This is a genomic window from Streptomyces sp. CB00316, from assembly GCF_001905595.1.
Lineage (GTDB): Bacteria > Actinomycetota > Actinomycetes > Streptomycetales > Streptomycetaceae > Streptomyces.
In genome coordinates this window covers 359,503-377,934 of the sequence record NZ_LIXI01000011.1, presented here as the reverse complement: position 1 = coordinate 377,934, position 18,432 = coordinate 359,503, and the positions used below count along the sequence as shown (strand labels likewise).

The 18,432-nt window shown below is 72.6% G+C and carries 15 protein-coding genes; 9 read left to right on the top strand and 6 right to left on the bottom strand.

Annotated elements, in window-relative coordinates:
• The first annotated feature begins 344 nt into the window (after window positions 1-344).
• Together AMK21_RS28635 and fxsA are read left to right on the top strand one after the other, a co-directional pair.
• Window positions 345-1,112: a polyprenol monophosphomannose synthase gene (locus tag AMK21_RS28635; RefSeq protein WP_073882064.1), complete on the top strand. Its 768-nt coding sequence runs from the start codon at window positions 345-347 to the stop codon at window positions 1,110-1,112.
• 75 nt (window positions 1,113-1,187) lie between these two features.
• Window positions 1,188-1,805 (top strand): FxsA family membrane protein, encoded by a 618-nt coding sequence (fxsA, locus tag AMK21_RS28630; RefSeq protein WP_073882063.1) that lies wholly within the window; start codon window positions 1,188-1,190, stop codon window positions 1,803-1,805.
• Between the two features lie 133 nt (window positions 1,806-1,938).
• Here fxsA and AMK21_RS28625 read toward each other — a convergent pair whose 3' ends face one another.
• From AMK21_RS28625 to AMK21_RS28610, 4 genes are all read right to left on the bottom strand, one after another.
• Entirely contained in the window at window positions 1,939-2,313 is a 375-nt protein-coding gene (locus AMK21_RS28625) for an RNA polymerase-binding protein RbpA (protein WP_003959706.1), read from the bottom strand.
• Window positions 2,314-2,579: 266 nt separating this feature from the next.
• Window positions 2,580-3,953 carry an MFS transporter gene (locus AMK21_RS28620; RefSeq protein WP_073882062.1) on the bottom strand — a complete coding sequence of 458 codons (1,374 nt, stop codon included), beginning with the start codon at window positions 3,951-3,953 and terminating at the stop codon, window positions 2,580-2,582.
• A 46-nt stretch (window positions 3,954-3,999) separates the two neighbouring features.
• The gene (locus tag AMK21_RS28615; protein WP_073882061.1) at window positions 4,000-4,764 is read right to left on the bottom strand and encodes a glycerophosphodiester phosphodiesterase family protein; all 765 of its coding nucleotides are present in this window, start codon (window positions 4,762-4,764) and stop codon (window positions 4,000-4,002) included.
• Window positions 4,761-5,456, bottom strand: a complete 696-nt coding sequence (locus tag AMK21_RS28610) for a YczE/YyaS/YitT family protein (protein ID WP_073882060.1) — start codon at window positions 5,454-5,456, stop codon at window positions 4,761-4,763. The genes AMK21_RS28615 and AMK21_RS28610 overlap by 4 nt, the downstream gene beginning before the upstream one ends.
• A 102-nt stretch (window positions 5,457-5,558) precedes the next feature.
• Here AMK21_RS28610 and AMK21_RS28605 point away from each other — a divergent pair, with 102 nt between their 5' ends.
• On the top strand, window positions 5,559-7,058 hold the full coding sequence (locus tag AMK21_RS28605; RefSeq protein ID WP_073882059.1) for a PLP-dependent aminotransferase family protein: 1,500 nt from the start codon (window positions 5,559-5,561) through the stop codon (window positions 7,056-7,058).
• A gap of 103 nt (window positions 7,059-7,161) precedes the next feature.
• On the opposite strand, the gene AMK21_RS28600 is transcribed toward AMK21_RS28605, so the two are convergent.
• Both AMK21_RS28600 and AMK21_RS28595 read right to left on the bottom strand, forming a co-directional pair.
• A complete protein-coding gene (locus AMK21_RS28600; RefSeq protein WP_073882058.1) occupies window positions 7,162-8,799 on the bottom strand; it encodes a hypothetical protein in 1,638 nt (545 codons plus the stop codon).
• 37 nt (window positions 8,800-8,836) lie between these two features.
• Window positions 8,837-9,031 carry a hypothetical protein gene (locus AMK21_RS28595; protein ID WP_003970432.1) on the bottom strand — a complete coding sequence of 65 codons (195 nt, stop codon included), beginning with the start codon at window positions 9,029-9,031 and terminating at the stop codon, window positions 8,837-8,839.
• 322 nt (window positions 9,032-9,353) lie between these two features.
• Between AMK21_RS28595 and AMK21_RS28590 the strand changes: the two genes are divergently transcribed.
• The 6 genes from AMK21_RS28590 (at window position 9,354) to AMK21_RS28560 (ending at window position 18,377) form a co-directional block, all read left to right on the top strand.
• A complete protein-coding gene (locus AMK21_RS28590) occupies window positions 9,354-9,746 on the top strand; it encodes an ankyrin repeat domain-containing protein (RefSeq protein WP_073882057.1) in 393 nt (130 codons plus the stop codon).
• Between the two features lie 290 nt (window positions 9,747-10,036).
• Window positions 10,037-11,473 carry a HEAT repeat domain-containing protein gene (locus AMK21_RS28580; protein WP_073882055.1) on the top strand — a complete coding sequence of 479 codons (1,437 nt, stop codon included), beginning with the start codon at window positions 10,037-10,039 and terminating at the stop codon, window positions 11,471-11,473.
• A gap of 41 nt (window positions 11,474-11,514) precedes the next feature.
• Entirely contained in the window at window positions 11,515-12,087 is a 573-nt protein-coding gene (locus AMK21_RS28575) for a DUF4240 domain-containing protein (RefSeq protein ID WP_073882054.1), read from the top strand.
• A gap of 58 nt (window positions 12,088-12,145) precedes the next feature.
• On the top strand, window positions 12,146-15,745 hold the full coding sequence (locus AMK21_RS28570) for a hydantoinase B/oxoprolinase family protein (RefSeq protein ID WP_073882053.1): 3,600 nt from the start codon (window positions 12,146-12,148) through the stop codon (window positions 15,743-15,745).
• Window positions 15,746-15,847: 102 nt separating this feature from the next.
• Complete coding sequence (locus AMK21_RS28565; RefSeq protein WP_073882052.1) at window positions 15,848-17,374, top strand: hypothetical protein; 1,527 nt, start codon at window positions 15,848-15,850, stop codon at window positions 17,372-17,374.
• Between the two features lie 55 nt (window positions 17,375-17,429).
• Window positions 17,430-18,377 (top strand): hypothetical protein, encoded by a 948-nt coding sequence (locus AMK21_RS28560; protein ID WP_073882051.1) that lies wholly within the window; start codon window positions 17,430-17,432, stop codon window positions 18,375-18,377.
• Window positions 18,378-18,432: the final 55 nt, after the last annotated feature.

Genomic DNA, 18,432 nt, shown 5'->3' with positions numbered 1-18,432 from the left:
TCATGGGGTGGTGTGCCGCACCGGCCCACCATCACTGACAGCCAGGTTCAGCGCCCGCGCCTCGGGGGCGAGGGAAGGTTTCAGCCGGACGGAGGGTGCGACCCGGGTGGGGCCCGGACGTTCAGTAGACAACGGCTTTCGGTCGACCCGCAGCCAGCGGGTCCCAGGTCGGCCCGAAGGGCGCCGGGCCCCGATCCGCAGTTCCGCGCGTGTCGTGACGTGCTTCTGTCCGCAGTTCCGTCCATCTGCCCGGCCTGTGCCACGCGCCCGCGCGACCGCGTAGGAGCCCGGGGGTGGTGCGCTGGATATGGTGTCCCCCTGTGTACGGACTTTAAGGGGCAGCAGTGAACGACGGCGGTCAGAGGCAGTTCGGCCCGCTCGGCAAGGTCCTGGTGATCATTCCGACCTACAACGAGGTCGAGAACATCGGGCCGATCGTCGACCGGGTGCGCACGGCCGTGCCGGATGCCGACATCCTGGTGGCCGACGACAACAGCCCCGACGGCACCGGGAAGGCGGCCGACGAGATCGCGGCCGCCGACGAGCAGGTCCACGTCCTGCACCGCAAGGGCAAGGAAGGGCTCGGCGCCGCCTACCTCGCGGGCTTCGCCTGGGGTACCGAGCACGGCTACGGCGTCCTCGTCGAGATGGACGCCGACGGCTCCCACCAGCCCGAGGAGCTGCCCCGGCTGCTCACCGCGCTCAAGGGCGCGGACCTCGTCCTCGGCTCCCGCTGGGTGCCCGGCGGCCGGGTCGTCAACTGGCCCAGAAGCCGAGAGGCCATCTCCCGCGGCGGAAGCCTCTACTCCCGCCTCGCCCTCGGCCTCTCGGTCCGCGACGTCACCGGCGGCTACCGCGCCTTCCGGACCGAGACCCTCCAGGGTCTCGGACTCGACGAGGTCGCCTCCCAGGGGTACTGCTTCCAGGTCGACCTGGCCCGCCGCTCCGTGGAGGCCGGCTACCACGTGGTCGAGGTCCCCATCACCTTCGTGGACCGCGAGGTGGGCGACTCCAAGATGAGCCGCGACATCCTCGTCGAGGCGCTGTGGCGGGTCACCGGCTGGGGCATCACCTCCCGCGCCAACAAGGTCCTGGGCCGCAGGAAAGCCTGACCTCCCGGCGCGTACGGGCCGGTCCATGATCACCCCCTTACGCCGCTTCCACCTCCGTACGGGCACACTGGTTGCATGACGACCGGCACTCCGCCCCCGACCCGTCCCCGGCGCTCACGCGCCCGTAGATTCCTGCCGTTGGCACTCGCCGCCTGGCTGGTCCTGGAGATCTGGCTGCTGACCGTGGTCGCCTCGGCCGCCGGCGGGCTCACCGTCCTGCTGCTCCTGGTCGCCGGGGCGGTGCTCGGCACCGTGGTGATCAAGCGCTCCGGACGCCGCGCCTTCAAGAACCTCACCGACACCCTCCAGCAGACGCCGGGCCGGCCCGGCGCCACCGAGGCGCCCCAGGTCACCCCCGGCAGCGGCAAGGGCAGCAAGGGCAACGGGCTGCTGATGCTCGGCGGCCTGCTGCTCCTGATCCCCGGGCTGATCTCGGACGCGGCCGGTCTCCTCCTGCTGGTCCCGCCCGTCCGCGCCCTGATCGGCCGCCGGGCGGAGCGGTCCCTGGAGCGCCGGATGCGGGCCGCTTCCCCCGGCAGCCTCTCGGACGCCTTCCAGCAGGCCCGTATGCACCGGCCGGACGGGAAGGTGGTCCAGGGGGAGGTCATCCGCGAGGGCGGCACGCAGCCCCCTTCCCGGCCCTCCGGCCCCGACGACGACCCCCGAGGCCCGCGCCCGCCGCTCACGCCCTGACGCCGGACATGCCGGCCGTACGCCAAGAGCCGCGGGCCGTGACACACGTTCTGTGTCACGGCCCGCGGCTCTTGTGCTGTGCTGTTGTCGCGCTCGATGCGATGGTTACGCGGAGTGCGGTGGTGCTACGCGGTCAGGCAGACTTCCTGCTGTCCCGCGGGTGCACGGCGATGTTCATGGCTCCGGAGCGCAGAACCGCCAGCCTCTCGGCCAGCACCTCCTCCAGCTCCTCGCGGGTGCGCCGCTCCATGAGCATGTCCCAGTGCGTACGCGCAGGCTTGCCCTTCTTCTCCTCGGGGCCATCCCCGTCCACCAGGAGTGCCTGGGCGCCACACGCCTTGCACTCCCACTCCGGCGGAATTTCCGCCTCCACCGAGAACGGCATCTCGAATCGATGTCCGTTCTGGCATGCGTACTCCACCGCCTGGCGCGGGGCCAGATCGATGCCGCGGTCCGTCTCGTAGCTGGTAACCACAAGTCGCGTGCCGCGAAGAGCTCGCTCACTCATGAATCGTGCCTCCCGGGCTTGTCGCCCACAGGACAAATTGTCGCTGTCGTCGTCATCCGGTCAACGTCCGGTCGCTGGCAAAGATTCCCGTCGCCGGTCATGCGTCGCCCGTTCGTGCCGCTGCTTTATCTGGGTTGGGTACCCACCCTTGCCCGGTTTGTCACCTCTGGAGGGTGTTGTCACCCAACGGTTGAGCTGCTTCCACTCGCAGTAACGGTCCTCCGGGCAGGCCAAAGACGTATACTACCGGCCTTTGACTTCAACGTCTAAATCCGTTCCGGCACGGGATTGCCCGCGGCTGTGATCGCACGCCGCACCGGCACCCGCGCGAGCAGCACCGCGCCGAGGGCGAAGAAGACGATCAGGGAGATGATCGCCTCCCGGTAGCTGCCGGTCAGCTGGTACGCCAGGCCGAACACCAGGGGCCCCAGCCAGCTCAGACCGCGGTCGCTCATCTCGTAGGCCGAGAAGTACTCCGCCTCCTTGCCGCGCGGCACCAAGTGGGAGAAGAGCGAGCGGGACAGTGCCTGGCTGCCGCCCAGCACGAGCCCGATGGCTGCCGCGAGAACGAAGAAGAAGACGGGCGCGTCGGCGGGCAGCAGATAGGCGGAGATCAGGATCGCGGTCCACACGACGAGCGAGCCCAGGATGGTGCGCTTGGTGCCGTACACCCGGGCGAGCCGGCCCATGCCGAGCGCCCCCGCCACCGCCAGGATCTGCACCAGCAGGACGGCGACGATCAGGGTCGTCTGGTCGAGGCCCAGCTCCTCGGAGCCGTAGAGGGAGGCCTGGGAGATCACTGTCTGGATGCCGTCGTTGTAGACGAGGTACGCCAGCAGGAACGAGAGCGTCAGCGGATGGCGCCGCATGTCCTTGAGGGTCGCCCGCAGCTGTTTCCAGCCGGAGCCGACCGCCCCCTCGCCGTCCGGTGCCACCCGCCGGTCCCGCAGCCGGCGCAGCGGTACGAGGGTGAACGCGCCCCACCACACGCCCGCCGACGCGAGGCAGATCCGTACCGCGTCGGACTCCGCTAGACCGAAGGACTCGTGGCCGGTGTACAGGACCAGGTTGAGGACGAGGACCAGGGCGCCCGAGGTGTAGCCGAAGGCCCAGCCGCGCGAGGAGACAGCGTCCCGCTCCTCCGGCTCGGCGATCTGCGGCAGATAGGCGTTGTAGAGGACCATCGACACGGAGATCGACGCGTTCGCCACGATCAGCAGGAACGCGCCCAGCAGATAGCGGTGACCGTCCAGGAAGAACATTCCCGCCGTCGCCGCGGCACCCGTATAGGCGGCCGCCGCCAGCAGCGGCTTCTTACGGCCCGTACGGTCCGCCGCCGCGCCCACGATCGGCATCAGGATGACGGCCACCACGATGGAGGCCGAGACGGAGTACGCGAACAGCGAGCCCGCGCGCACGGGTATGCCCAGCGGGTGCACGAAGCCGTCGGGATCAGCCGCGGCCTTGGCGATCGACGTCAGATACGGACCGAGGAAGACGGTCAGCACGCTGGTGGAGTAGACGGAGCAGGCGAAGTCGTAGAAGTACCAGCCGTGCTGCTCGCGCTTGCGGGCGGCGGCCGGCCCGTCGCCCGGCGGCCGTCCGGCCGGATCGGCTGTTCCTGCGGTCCCGGTGCTCAACCCGCGCCCCCTCGGTCGTCGCGTGCGGACGCGGACGGGCCCGGCGTCAGGCCCAGGCCCCTCGCTCGCTCAGCACCGTACGCAGCGTCTCGATGTGATCGGTCATGATGCCATCCACCCCGAGGTCCAGGAGGGCCGCCATCCGTTCGGGCTCGTTGACCGTCCAGACGTGCACCTGGAGGCCGAGCGCGTGCGCCGTACGGACGAAACGGGCGTCAGCCACCGGGATGCCGCTCTGCCGCTCCGGAACCTGCGCGCAGACCGCGCCCGCCCGCAGCGCCGCCCAGATCCCGTACGAGCGCAGCCGCAGCCCCAGGACACCGCGCACCCCGTACGAGGTGGCCAGGCGCGGGCCCGCCAGGCGGTGCGCGCGGGCCACCCGGGTCTCCGAGAACGAGCCGACGCAGACCCGGTCCCAGGCGTCGGTCCTGCGGATCAGCTCCAGGAGGGGTTCCAGCGCCGGTTCCGCCTTGACGTCCACGTTCCAGCGGGCCTCGGGGAACTCCTCCAGCAGCTCCTCGAGGAGAGGGAGGGGCTCGATGCCCCCGACCCTGGCCCGGCGCACCTCGCTCCAGGGCAGCGTGGAGATCCTTCCCGTGGCGTCGGTGACCCGGTCCAGTGTCGGGTCGTGGAAGGCGACGAGGCGGCCGTCCGCCGTGGTGTGCACGTCGGTCTCGAAGTAGCGGTAGCCCGCGGTCGCCGCCCGGCGGAAGGCGGCCGCGGTGTTCTCCACCCCGTCCGCCGCACCGCCGCGGTGGGCGAAGGCAATGGGTGTCGCGTGATCCAGATAGGGGTGGCGGCTCGGTTTCACTGCGGCAGTATGGCCTGCCCGGATGGAGGGGTGGCAACGGGGTCGGGTCCGGCGGGCGGCGCGGGGGTGACGGTCGCCGTGGCGGGCGCGGGGAGTGCGAAGACCCGCAGGAAGAGCTGGGCCAGCGGGCCGATCGCCAGGGCGTACAGGACCGTGCCGGCGCCGAGCGAGCCGCCCAGCAGGAAGCCGGTGACGACGACGGCCACCTCGATCGCCGTACGCACCAGCCGGATGGAGCGTCCGGTCGCCCGGTTGAGCCCGGTCATCAGCCCGTCGCGCGGACCGGGGCCGAAGCGGGCCGCGATGTAGAGCCCGGTCGCCACCCCGTTGAGCAGGATGCCCAGGGCCATCACCGGGATCCGGACCCCGAAGCCGTCGAGGTCGCCGACGAGGGCGAGCGTCCCGTCCATCGCCAGGCCGACCACGAAGACGTTGGAGACGGTGCCGAGCCCGGGGCGCTGCCGCAGCGGTATCCACAGCAGCAGCACGATCGCGCCGACGATGATCGAGACGACGCCGATCGAGATGCCGGTCAGCTCGGTGAGGCCCTGGTGCAGGACGCCCCACGGCTCCAGGCCGAGTTCGGCGCGGACGAGGAGCGCCGAACTCGCCCCGTACAGCGTCAGACCGACGTACAGCTGGACCAGCCGCCGGGTGAGGTGGGTGTCGCTCCGGGCGGTGGTGTCGGACACGTGTTGCCCCCTGGTGTGGTGGTAGTGGACTGCTGCATGTCACCCTGTGGCAGGGGATCGGCCGCCAACCATGGCCAATTCGAGGAAGGTGGACTGATTTCGATGACGCAGTGGACTTCGACAGTGGGGGCAGCTCAGCTCGCGCGGCAACTCCAGGCCCAGCAGCCCCGGCCCACCGGCCCGACCGGACGGAAGCCGCCCGCCTACCGCGCGCTCGCCGACGGCGTGCGGCTGCTGGTGCTGGAGGGCCGGGTCCCGGTCGCCGCCCGGCTGCCCGCCGAACGTGAACTCGCCCTCGCCCTCTCCGTCAGCCGCACCACCGTCGCAGCCGCCTACGAGGCGCTGCGCGCGGAGGGGTTCCTGGAGTCGCGGCGCGGCGCGGGCAGCTGGACCGCTGTCCCGGCCGGGAACCCGCTGCCCGCCCGGGGCCTCGAACCGCTGCCCCCGGAGTCGCTCGGCTCGATGATCGACCTGGGCTGCGCCTCGCTGCCCGCCCCCGAGCCCTGGCTGACCCGCGCCTTCCAGGGGGCGGTGGAGGAGCTGCCGCCGTACGCCCACACGCACGGCGACTACCCGGCCGGACTGCCCGCGCTGCGGCGGACGATCGCCGACCGCTACACCGCGCTCGGCATCCCCACCATGCCCGAACAGATCATGGTCACCACCGGCGCGATGGGTGCCATCGACGCCATCTGTCACCTCTTCGCGGGCCGCGGCGAACGGATCGCGGTCGAGTCCCCTTCGTACGCCAACATCCTCCAGCTCATGCGGGAGACGGGCGCCCGCCTCGTCCCGGTGGCGATGGAGGAGGGCATCGGCGGCTGGGACATGAACCGGTGGCGTCAGGCGCTGCGCGACTCGGCGCCCCGGCTCGCCTATGTGGTGGCAGACTTCCACAATCCGACCGGCGCCCTCGCCGACGAGCAGCAGCGGCGGGATCTGGTCGAAGCCGCCCGCTCCGCCGGCACCGTACTGGTCGTGGACGAGACGATGACCGAGCTCCGGCTGGACGCCGACATCGCCATGCCCCGCCGGGTCTGCGCCTTCGACCCGGCCGGCAGCACGGTGCTCACCGTCGGCTCGGCCAGCAAGGCGTTCTGGGCCGGGATGCGGATCGGCTGGGTGCGGGCCGCCCCGGACGTCATCCGCTCCCTGGTCTCCGCCCGCGCCTACGCGGACATGGGCACCCCGGTCCTGGAACAGCTCGCCATCAACTGGCTGATGGGTACGGGCGGCTGGGAGCAGGCGGTCGAGATCCGCCGGGACCAGGCACGTCAGAACCGCGACGAGCTCGTAGCCGCGGTCCGCAGGGAGCTGCCGGACTGGGAGTTCGCGGTGCCGCGCGGCGGGCTCACCCTCTGGGTGCGCACGGGCGGCCTCTCCGGCTCCCGGCTGGCGGTGGCGGGTGAGCGCGTCGGCGTACGGGTGCCCTCGGGCCCGCGGTTCGGGGTCGACGGGGCGTTCGAGGGCTATGTGCGGCTGCCCTTCACAGTGGGCGGCCCGGTCGCGGAGGAGGCGGCGGTCCGGCTCGCGGCGGCGGTGGAGCTGGTGCGCTCCGGCGCGGGCGTGGGGGCGGACGCGCCCCGCAGCTTCGTGGCCTGAGCGGCTTGGGCGGCCTGAGGGTTACGGGGAACGCCTGCGGGCGGGGAGCGGGCTGTCCGGCCCGTCTCCCGGCCCGCTGTGTCTTCCGTGCCGGCCCGAGGGCTCACCCCTCGGCGATCGCCGCCTGTGCCTTGGCGAGCTGCCCGGTCGGCGCGGCCTCCACGGCCACCGGAACCTGAGCGGTGTCCTCGTCGTGGGAGCCGGGAGCGTCGTCGGCCGGTGCGTCGGGCTCCGCGCCCGGTCGCTCCGGCAGCACGTCCAGGACCGCCTGCCGGTGCGTCTCGCTCGTGGCGTCGTCGTACGGGTCCGGGGTCGCCGGGACCTGGAGGCGCAGCACCGGCCCGGTGCCCAGGCGCGCGTACCCCCGCCCCGCCGGGACCTCCGGCGGCGGGGTGGTGTTCGGCCCCTCGCCCAGCACGGCGGTGATCTGCTCGCGGGAGGCGGGGCCGAGGACGACGCGGGCCCGGGTGTGGGTCCGTACGGTCTCGTTGAGGGTCTCCACGGCGTCGAACTGGTCGGCCAGGACCACGGTGACGCCCGCCGCCCGCCCGTGCCGCAGCGGTACCTGGAGCAGCTCCTGCGGGTCGGGCCTGCCGTCGGCCGCCGCGAGGTGGCCGAGGATGCCGGGGCGGTCCAGCAGGATCCAGAGCGGGCGCTTGATGTCCTCGGGGACGGGGTGGCCCCCTTGCCGGGCCCGGTTGGCGAAGATCAGCCGCCGTTCCGTCTCGTGTGTGGCCCACTCCAGGGTGGCCAGCGCCCCGCTGAGGCCGGACTCCACGGCGAGGACGCCGGGGCAGTCGATGAGGGCGCCGTACTCACCCGTCCCGCTGCCGTCGACGACGAGGACATCGCCCTGCTGGAGAGCCTGGAGGGCGATGGAGCGGACCAGGGTGGTGGTGCCGCTGCCGGGCTGCCCAACGGCCAGCAGGTGGGGTTCGGTGGAGCGGTTGCCGGTCCGCCAGACGACGGGGGAGGCGTCCACGGTCGTGTCGCCGTCGCGGACCGGGACGGTGCGCCGGACCGCGTCGGGGTCGGTGAAGCCGAGGACCGTCTCGCCGGGGGCGGTCACGAAGTGCTGGGCGGCGATCGAGGTCGACAGAGGGGCCGGGACGGTCATGACGAGGCGGTTGGCCTCCTCGTCCCAGGCGAAGTGGTACTCACGGGCGCGGCCCGACTTCGTGTGCAGCAGCTGTTCGATCCGGGACCGGGCGGCGGCCTCGCCGTCGGTGAAGTACGCCGGGTAGGAGACCTGGAGGCGGGAGATCCGCCCGTCGGTGTCGAAGGCGTACTCGTCGAAGGCCTTCTCCCAGTCGCCGCCGTGGGCGAACAGGGGGTCTGGATCGTCGGGCACCGAGAAGTACGGCACGAGCGCCTCGTACAGCGCGCGCAGGCGGGTGGACTCCGCCTCGTCCGGGCCGGTCTTCACGGGGGTCCGCTCCCGCCCCTTCCACGCGGCGGCGCCCATCACCGTGATCAGGGCCAGGATCGGCCCGTACGGCACGAGCGCCACGGCGAGCACGCAGGCCGCGGCCAGGAACAGCTTGGGACCACGCCGTTCCTTGGGTGTCGCGGCCCACTTCTGCCGGCCGGAGACGGTCAGCAGCCGCAGACCACGCAGGATCGTGATCAGCGGATGGAGCACATCGGTGGCACTGTCGGCGGCCGTGCGCGCGATCTCTCTGCTGCGAGTGATCGAAGCGCTGCCGCTGCTCAGAACGCGGGGGAGTGGTCGCCGTGCCACAGCTGTCTCCTGAAGGGGTGGGAGCGGTTGCGGAGCGTCAGAACTTGATCCCGCCCAGCAGACCGGCGAGGCTCGCCCCGCCTGCCGTGATGCTCGGCGCGATCGCGGTGCCGGCCAGGTAGAAGCCGAACAGCGCGCAGACGATGGCGTGGGACGCCTTGAGCCCGTCCTTCTTGAAGAACAGGAAGACGACGATGGCGAGCAGTACCACGCCCGAGATGGAAAGGATCATGAGCGGATCTCCTGGTTGAGGGGACAGTCACCATGAGTCCTTCCAGGATCACGCGAAGTATCTATGCGATAAAAGGTGCAATTGAGTGAATAAGTCGCATTTTCACTTGACTGGTGGAGTGGAACCTGTGGCCCACGCGCGGTATTTCGAAGTCCGTGCCGGGCAGGAGTCACCCGCGGTGATCTTTTGCCGTATCCGGCCCCGGTCATGTCCGTCCCGGAGCAGTACCCTGTCGATTCACTCGTACGGCCCCCTGCCGTACACCCCCCGGTCAACAGCGGCGGTGAAAGCCGCCGCACGGTCAAGGAAGGCGGCCCGCGCGATGAGCGAATCTCCCGATCCCGAGGTGGTCGAGCTGGCGACCAAGGTCTTCGACCTGGCCCGCACCGGCGAGACCGAGGCGCTCGCCGCGTACGTCGACGCCGGCGTCCCCGCCAACCTCACCAACGACCGGGGCGACTCGCTGCTCATGCTCGCCGCCTACCACGGGCACGCCGGGGCGGTCACCGCCCTCGTCGCCCGCGGCGCCGACCCGGACCGGGCCAACGACCGCGGCCAGACCCCGCTGGCCGGAGCCGTCTTCAAGGGCGAGGACGCCGTCATCGACGCCCTGCTCACCGCGGGCGCCGACCCCGCCGCCGGAACACCGTCCGCGCGGGACACGGCCCGGATGTTCGGCAAGGCCGACCTGCTGGAACGCTTCGGTGCCCGTTGAGACGCGTGCGGACGCGCCCGCACGCATGTCCGCCCACAGATCTGCTGACCGGTCCGTCGTAAATGTGGTCGCGGTGGCGAAATGGCTGGGTCATCATGACGTCGCGGGTCCGTTTCGGGCCACCGACGAGAGGCAGAGGAAGATGCTCTACACCAAGCACAAGACGGCGGTCGGCCGATCATGTCGCTGCGCGGCGTAGGGGTGTCCCCAGGACACCCCCTCGTGCCCACGGGGCACGGGGCACTGCACAGTCCCGGTTGCGTCGACAGCTTGATGTGAGGCTTTCTCCCATGTTCGATCCGTTCATAGCGCCGAGCGGCACCCTGCTCGGCCTGCTGCAGAGGGGCCGCGGCGACGGCACGCTCCACGCGCTCGCCGCACCGCGCCCCGAGGCCCTCGCGGCCCTCAACCACTGCGTCGTGAGCGACCCTCGTCACGACTGGCAGGTGGAGAACCGCTCCCTCTACTACGCACGCCTGTACCTGGATCTCGACGGCGGCATCGAAGAGATCGAGCGCCACCTAGGTGACCCGGACGACCACACGGACACCGAGGACTCCCGTACCGGCCTCGCGCTCTCCGTCCTCGGCCACCTCGCCTCCTACGGACGCGACGACGCCCTGGCGCTGCTCCGCCGCTACGCGGCCACCGGTGCCAACTGGGCCTGGGCCCTGGACGAGCTCGCCCTGCGCGACGACGACGCGGGCCTGCGCTCCCTCGCCCTGCCCGTCCTGGGTCGTTTTCCGGCCACCGAGGAAGGCACCGCCGAGCTCGCCGCAGCCGCACGCGACTCCTTCGAGCCGCGCCCCTGGCGGCTCTGGGCCGACGACCCGCGCGAGGCGGTCGGCGCCCGCGTGCGGGCCGCCACCGAACAGGGCTCGTTCGACCGCTGGCAGCGCCAGATGCGCCCCGGTGGTCCCCGCCCCGGCTGGAGCGTCCAGGCCGTCTTCGACTGGGCCCAGCAGGCCCTGGAACGCGGCAGCGAACTGCACGTCCCCGCGGCCCGCTGCCTCTCGGCCGTCGCAGGCCCCGAAGACCGTCCCCAGATCATCGAGGCCGCCCGCGACGGCTCCGAAGGCGCCCGCTGCGCCGCCCTGCACTACCTCACCGAGGCGGCCGACCCAGCCGTCCTCGACCTCATCGAGTCCGCCGCCCTCAGCCCCTCCCGTACGGTCGCCGACGCGGCCGTCGCCGCCTTCGAGCGGATGTGCGGGGACGCCGCCGTGGAACGCGCCCGGCGCTGGGCCCGGCGGCCCGACGCCCTCGGCGCCTGTGCCGCCGGGATCCTCGCCTGCCGCGGCACCGCCCAGGACGCTCCCCAAGTCCTCGGCGCGCTGCGGGAGGCCGTACGCGGCGACGGACCCGACGCCCCCCGGCTCTGGACCCTCGTGGACGGCACCGGCCGCCTCGGTATCGCCTGCGCCGCCCCCGTACTGCGTCACGTCTACCGCGAGACGTCCTCCTCGCACCTGCGCGGCCGGGCCGCCCGCGCCCTCGCCGCCACCGACCCCTCCTTCGCGACCGGCTTCGCGGTGGAGTGCCTGTGGGACTGCGAGGAAACCACCCGCGAGGTGGCCGCCCTGCACGCCGAGACCGGAGACATCCGCGTCGCCGAACGCCTGCGCAGGCTCGCCGCCGACCCGGCCGAGGAGGCCGAGGTGCAGACGGCGGTACGGAGCCGGATCGGGCCGGACGCACCGGCGCTCCGACCGCGCGATCCGAGGTAGGAGGGGGGGCGTTGTCACACCCCCCTCCTACGCTCCTCACCATGGACACTGACACGTGGTGGGGGCTCGTCGGACGGGCACGTGAGGCGGCCGGGGACCGGGCGGACGACCGGGACCTGCCCGACGACCCGCTGCCGGGAGCACTGACCCACGTGCTCGCTGCCCTGGATCCGGCGGAGATCGTCGACTTCGCCGTTTCGGCGGACGGGGTGACCGCGTCCGCCTACCGGTGGCCCCTGTGCAACGCGGCCTACCTCATCGAGGGCGGTTGCGGCGACGACGGTTTCATGGACTTCCGCGACGGGCTCGTCCTGCTGGGGCGGGAGGTCTTCACCCGGGCGGTGGCCGACCCCGACTCGCTGGCCGGGCTGCCCGTCGTGGTCCGGATGAGCCGAGGGGAGAGCGGCTGGATCGGCTACGAGTCGCTGGACGGGCCGGTGAAGGCGGCGTACGCGCGGGCCGGGGGCGCGGCCGACGGGTTCCACGCGGCAGTGGAGGCGGTCGACCGGGGCCGAATACGGGCCGGGGAGCCGAGCGGGGAGAACTGGGACGCGGAGGACGCCGACGCCATGCGCCGGCGTCTGCCCCGGCTGGCGGCGCTCTTCCTGGAGTGAAGTGAAGGGGTGACCTTCTCTTCCTGCGGCTTCGCGCCCGCCGGAACAGAATGGCGCCATGACTGGACGCTGGGAGTTCTGGATCGACCGGGGCGGCACCTTCACCGACGTGGTGGGCCGCCGCCCCGACGGCCGGCTGGTCACCCGCAAGCTCCTCTCGCACGACCCCGACCGCTACGACGACGCGGCCGTGGCCGGAATCCACCTGCTCCTCGGCCTCCGCGACGGTGAGCCCGTGCCCGCCGACCGGGTCGCCGCCGTCCGGATGGGCACCACCGTCGCCACCAACGCTTTGCTGGAGAGGCGCGGCGAGCCGACCGTCCTGCTCGTCACCGACGGCTTCCGGGACGCGTTGCGGATCGCGTACCAGAACCGCCCCCGCCTCTTCGACCGGCACATCATCCTCCCGGAGGTCGTCCACGAGCGCGTGATCGAGGTCCCCGAACGAATCGACGCCGAGGGGCACACCGTGCGAACCCTCGAACTCGACCTCGTACGCGAGCAGTTGCGCGCCGCCCACGCCGACGGGCTGCGCAGTGCCGCCGTCGTCCTGATGCACGGCTACCGCCACCCCGCCCATGAGCGGGCCGTCGCCGAAGCGGCCCGCGAGGCCGGGTTCACCCAGGTGAGCACCTCCCACGAGGTCAGCCCCCTGATCAGGCTCGTCCCGCGCGGCGACACCACCGTCGTCGACGCGTACCTCTCACCCGTGCTGCGCCGGTACGTCGAGGAGGTCGCCGCCCGGTTGGAGGGCATCCGGCTCCTGTTCATGCAGTCCAACGGCGGACTGCGCGAGGCCGCCCGGTTCCGGGGCAAGGACGCCGTCCTCTCCGGCCCGGCCGGGGGAGTCGTCGGCATGGTCCGCACGTCGCAGCAGGCCGGACACGACCGCGTGATCGGCTTCGACATGGGCGGCACCTCCACCGACGTGTCGCACTATGCCGGAGAGTTCGAACGGGAGCTCGGCACCCAGGTCGCCGGGGTGCGGATGCGTGCCCCGATGATGAGCATCCACACCGTCGCGGCGGGCGGCGGCTCCCTGCTCCACTTCGACGGCCGCCGCTACCGCGTCGGGCCCGACTCCGCCGGCGCCGAACCGGGCCCCGCCTGCTACCGCCGGGGCGGCCCGCTCACCGTCACCGACGCCAACGTCATGCTCGGCCGCATCCAGCCCGCCCACTTCCCCGCCGTCTTCGGCCCCGACGGCGACCTACCGCTCGACGCCGACCTCGTACGGGAACGGTTCACGGAGCTCGCCGACGAGATCGGCCGCGCCACCGGGGACCGGCCGGCCGAGGCCGAAGTGGCGGCGGGCTTCCTGGACATCGCCGTGCTCGACATGGCCAACGCCGTCAAGAAGATCTCCGTGCAGCGCGGCCACGACATCACCCGCTACGCCCTCACCGGCTTCGGCGGCGCCGGCGGCCAGCACGTCTGCGCCGTCGCCGACGCGCTGTCCATCGACACCGTCCTCGTACCACCGCTCGCCGGAGTGCTCTCCGCGTACGGCATCGGTCTGGCCGACGCCACCGCGATGCGCGAGCAGTCCGTGGAGGCGGAGCTCGACGAGAGCGTACGGGAGCGGGTCGACCGGCTCTGCGCGGAGCTGGCCGACCGTACGCGGGACGACCTGCGCGCCGACGGAGTACCCGATTCCGCGATCGGCACGCGCGCCCGGGTCCTGCTGCGGTACGCCGGAACGGACGCGGCGCTCGCCGTGGCCCTGGACTCCGTGGCCGCGATGAGCGAAAAGTTCACCGCCGCGCACCGCACCCGGTTCGGCTTCACGATGGACAAGCCGCTCGTCGTCGAGACCGTCTCGGTGGAGGCCACGGGGGCAACCGGGGAGCACGCCTCCGATCCCGGTGACCCCGCGCCCCGCGAGGGCGCGCTCCAGGCCCGCGACACCGTGACGATGTACGCCGAGAGCAGAGACCAGCAGGCCCCCCTCCACCGCCGCGAGGACCTCCGCCCCACCGACACCGTCACCGGGCCCGCCGTCATCGCGGAGGACGACGCCACCACCGTCGTCGACCCCGGCTGGCAGGCCGCTACCAACACCACCGGGCACCTGGTGCTCACCCGGGCCCGCCCCCGCCCGGACCGGACGGCCGTCGGCACCCGCGTGGACCCGGTGATGCTGGAGGTCTTCAGCAGCCTCTTCATGTCGATCGCCGAGCAGATGGGCGTCCGCCTGGAGAACACCGCCCACTCCGTCAACATCAAGGAGCGTCTCGACTTCTCCTGCGCCCTCTTCGACGCCGAGGGCAACCTGATCGCCAACGCCCCGCACATCCCGGTCCACCTCGGCTCCATGGGGGAGTCCATCAAGGAGGTGCTCCGGCGCAACGAGGGCACCCTGCGCCCCGGCGACGTGTACGCCGTCAACGACCCGTACCACGGGGGTACGCACCTCCCCGATGTCACCGTGGTGACCCCCGTGTTCGAGGGCGACGAACTCCGCTTCCTGGTCGCCTCGCGCGGCCACCACGCCGAGATCGGCGGCACCACCCCCGGCTCCATGCCCGCCTTCAGCCGGACGATCCACGAGGAGGGCGTGCTCTTCGACAACTGGCTCCTGGTCCGCGACGGCACGCTCCGCGAGGCCGAGACCCGCGCACTGCTCACCTCCGCCCCGTACCCCTCCCGCTCCCCGGACACCAACCTCGCCGACCTCCGCGCCCAGATCGCCGCCAACGAGAAGGGCATCGCGGAACTCCGCCGCATGACCGACCAGTTCGGGGCCGACGTCGTGCGCGCCTATATGGGGCACGTCCAGGACAACGCGGAGGAGTCCGTCCGCGGGATCGTCGCCCGGCTCGACGACGGCGGTTTCCGCTACGAGACCGATGCCGGGGCCGTCATCCAGGTAGCGCTCACCGTCGACCGTGACGCCCGCAGCGCCCTCCTCGACTTCACCGGCACCTCGCCGCAGCAGCCCGGCAACACCAACGCACCCCGCTCGGTCGTGATGGCCGCCGTCCTCTACGTCTTCCGCACCCTCGTGGGGGAGGACATCCCGCTCAACAGCGGCTGCCTGAAGCCGCTGGACGTGCGGATTCCGCCCGGTTCGATGCTCGACCCCGCCTACCCGGCGGCGACCGTCGCGGGCAATGTGGAGACCTCGCAGGCCGTCACCGGCGCCCTGTACGGAGCGCTCGGCGGCCAGGCCGAGGGGTCCGGCACCATGAACAACCTCACTTTCGGCAACGACCGCGTCCAGTACTACGAGACGGTCGCCAGCGGCTCCGGGGCGGGCGACGGCTTCGACGGCACCGACGCCGTGCAGACCCATATGACCAACTCCCGGCTCACCGACCCCGAGATCCTGGAGTGGCGGCTGCCCGTACGCCTGGAGAGCTTCTCGGTCCGCGAAGGCAGCGGGGGAGCGGGGCGGTGGCACGGCGGCGGGGGCGTGGAGCGCCGGATCCGCTTCCTGGAGCCGGTCACGGTGGCGCTGCTCTCCGGGCACCGCCGGGTCCCGCCGTACGGGGCGGGAGGCGGGGAGCCGGGGGCGCTCGGGGAGCAGTACATCGAGCGGGCGGGGGGCGGCACCGAGCGGCTGGAGGGGTGCGACACCGCCGAACTGGCGGCCGGTGACGTGCTGGTGGTGCGTACGCCGGGCGGCGGCGGGTACGGGCCCGCGGTCCGCCGGTGAGCCGCCCGGCACACCGTCCTGCGGCGGGCGGCGAGCCGCCCGGCACCGGTCGCATAAACGCCGTTTCGACCGTTGTCGGTGCGAGGACCTAATCTGTCCCTCGTGACTTCGCCTGCCGACACGGAAAGCGCTGCGCCGCAGCTCAGCGCGGGGCCGAGGCCTGCCCCGGGCCCCGCCGCCGACGAGGGGCTCTCGCGGCGGCTGCGCGCGCTCGCGTGCACGGCGCCGCTGCACGACCTCGACGTGCGCAAGGCGAATCTGGCCGGTGAGTACACGGTCTACGCCATGGCGGAGGTCGCCCTCGCGGCCATCGACCACGTCACGCTCAACATGGACTTCGACACCGGGGCCGACCACGACCAGATAGTGGCCAGGCTGCTGCCCCGCGTCGGCGCCCAGGCCCCGGACCGCCCCGTCGCCGAGCACGAACGGGTCGCGCGCTGGGTCCTGGAGAACCTGATCAACGTCGGCAGCGTCGACCGAGGCTTCCGCGCGGTCTACGGCACCTTCGGGCCCGACGGCGTCTACGTCCGCCGGGACTACGACTTCAAGCTGATCGAGGAGGTCCCCGGCTACGGCGGCGCGGTCTACCTCCGCGCCACCGACGAGGCGGTCAACGTCCTCGTCGGCGCCCTGGACACCGATGTCACCAGCGCCCAGATCGCCGCCGAGGTCAAGCTGGAGGTCCTGATCAGCCGGGGCCGCCTCGCGGACGCCCAGCTCGCCGCCGAACAGGCCCGCTACCGCACCGTGCAGTACGCCGAGACGCTGCGCCGCACGCTGGAGGCGACCCGGCGCAACGTCCGCGCGGTCGACTGGCTCACCACGGTCCCGGACATGATCGCCGAGGCCCTGGACCACGTGGCCGACCGCTACCGCCACGAGAACGCGATCCTCACCAACATCCGCAAGGCGCGCGACGAGGCCGAGGATCCCGAGCACAAGCGCCGGGCCGCCGAGCTCGTCGACATCGTCAAGGACTGCATCCGCCGCCACACCCAGCTCCAGTCCCGGCTGCTGGAGGCCGGGCCCCTCTTCCGCGCCGAGCAGGACCGGCAGGCGTTCGCCACCCCGACCGCCCACGCGGGCCTCGATCTGTACGGGCAGCTCCTCGCCCCGCTCCTTCCGCTCCCCGTCGAACAGTCCACCCGGGCCACCGACGCCTTCTTCGCCCACGGCACCGGGCTGCGCACCCCCACATCCGTCCGCGTCGGCGACCTCGTCGACATGCTCCTGACCCCGCCGCTGGAGCGGGAGCACCTCGGAATGGAGATGCCCGAGCCGGACCTGATCGCCACGCCGGACGACAGCCGGTTCAGCGACGCCCAGCTGAGCAGCGCCATGGCCCTGCTGGACCTGGAGCACGACGCCCCGCGCAGGCTCTCCGGGCTGCTCGCCGAGGCCCGGCGCAGCGACCCCGAGCTGCCGTACCTGGTCGCCCTGCTCGCCGTCCATGCCGCCAGCCCGCCGGTCGGCACCGCCTACCGCCAGGGCGAGCGCCGCCTGCTGTTCGCGGTGGACGACGGCACCGAGCTGGACGACCCGGAGTTCGGCGGCGCCGACCTCATCGTGGGCATGGCCCTGCTGGACGCCGCCGGAATGGCCGCGGACCGCAAGGAGGCCTCATGACCGGCCCCGTACGTCCTGTGCACCCCCATCTGTTCCGTACCGAGGAGTCCCAGCCGTGAGCGACCACGACGCCGAGCACCCCGACGCGTGGACCGAGCCCTCCGCGTACGCCGCCTCCTCGACGACGTACGCGGGCGACTCGACGCACCCGCACACCGCGGAGCCCTCCGGCCAGCCGGCCGTCACCCCGGCCGACGCCGCCGACGCCGCCCGCCTGGTCTCCTTCGGCCTCCAGCCCAAGCTGCTGCCCGCCCGCGACGCCGAATACGCCGACCTGCTCCGCCGCTACCGGGAGGACAGCGCCTTCGCCCGGCTCGCCGACGCCGTCGCCACCGGGCTCGGCCTCATCGTCCTTGAGGTCTCCCCGCGCGCCGGGATGGCCGTCACCGCGGGCGAGGACTCCGTCTTCGCCGTCCGCATGGGCGACTACGCCCGCCGCGCCTCCTCCGACGCCGCCGACCGCTTCCTCCACGGCCTCGCCCACCTCGCCGTCGCCGCCCTCGCCTTCCCCCGCCCCGAGGACCTCGCCGACGACGCCTACATCGGCCGCATCACGGTCAACGGCGTCGACGCCTTCGTACGCCAGGCCTGCAAGCGGCTGGAGGAGCGCGCCGAGCAGCAGGGCGACAACACCGACCCCGCCACCGACACCCCCGGCCTCGAATCCGGCTGGCGCATCTACACCCGCCGCAGCTCCACCGGCGCCACCAAGGACGCCCGCCGCCTCGCCGGATCCACCACCGGCATCATCGGCAAGGCCGTCGCCTTCCTCACGGACTCCGGCTTCCTCCAGCGCACCGGCGACGACGCGGGCGGCGCCTACCGCACCACCGCCCGCTACCAGCTCCAGGTCCGCGACATGGCGGGCAGCGCCGCCATGGCCGAGCTGCTGGAGCTCGGCGTCGTCCCCGTCACCGACGGCACCGCCACCCTGCTGCCGCCGTCCGACCCCGACGACCTGGAGCTGGCGGCCGACGCGGGCCTGCCCTTCCACTCCTCCTGACCCCACCGCACCGCACCGCCCAGCTCCGCCACCGCTTCTCCGAACGACGAGAGTC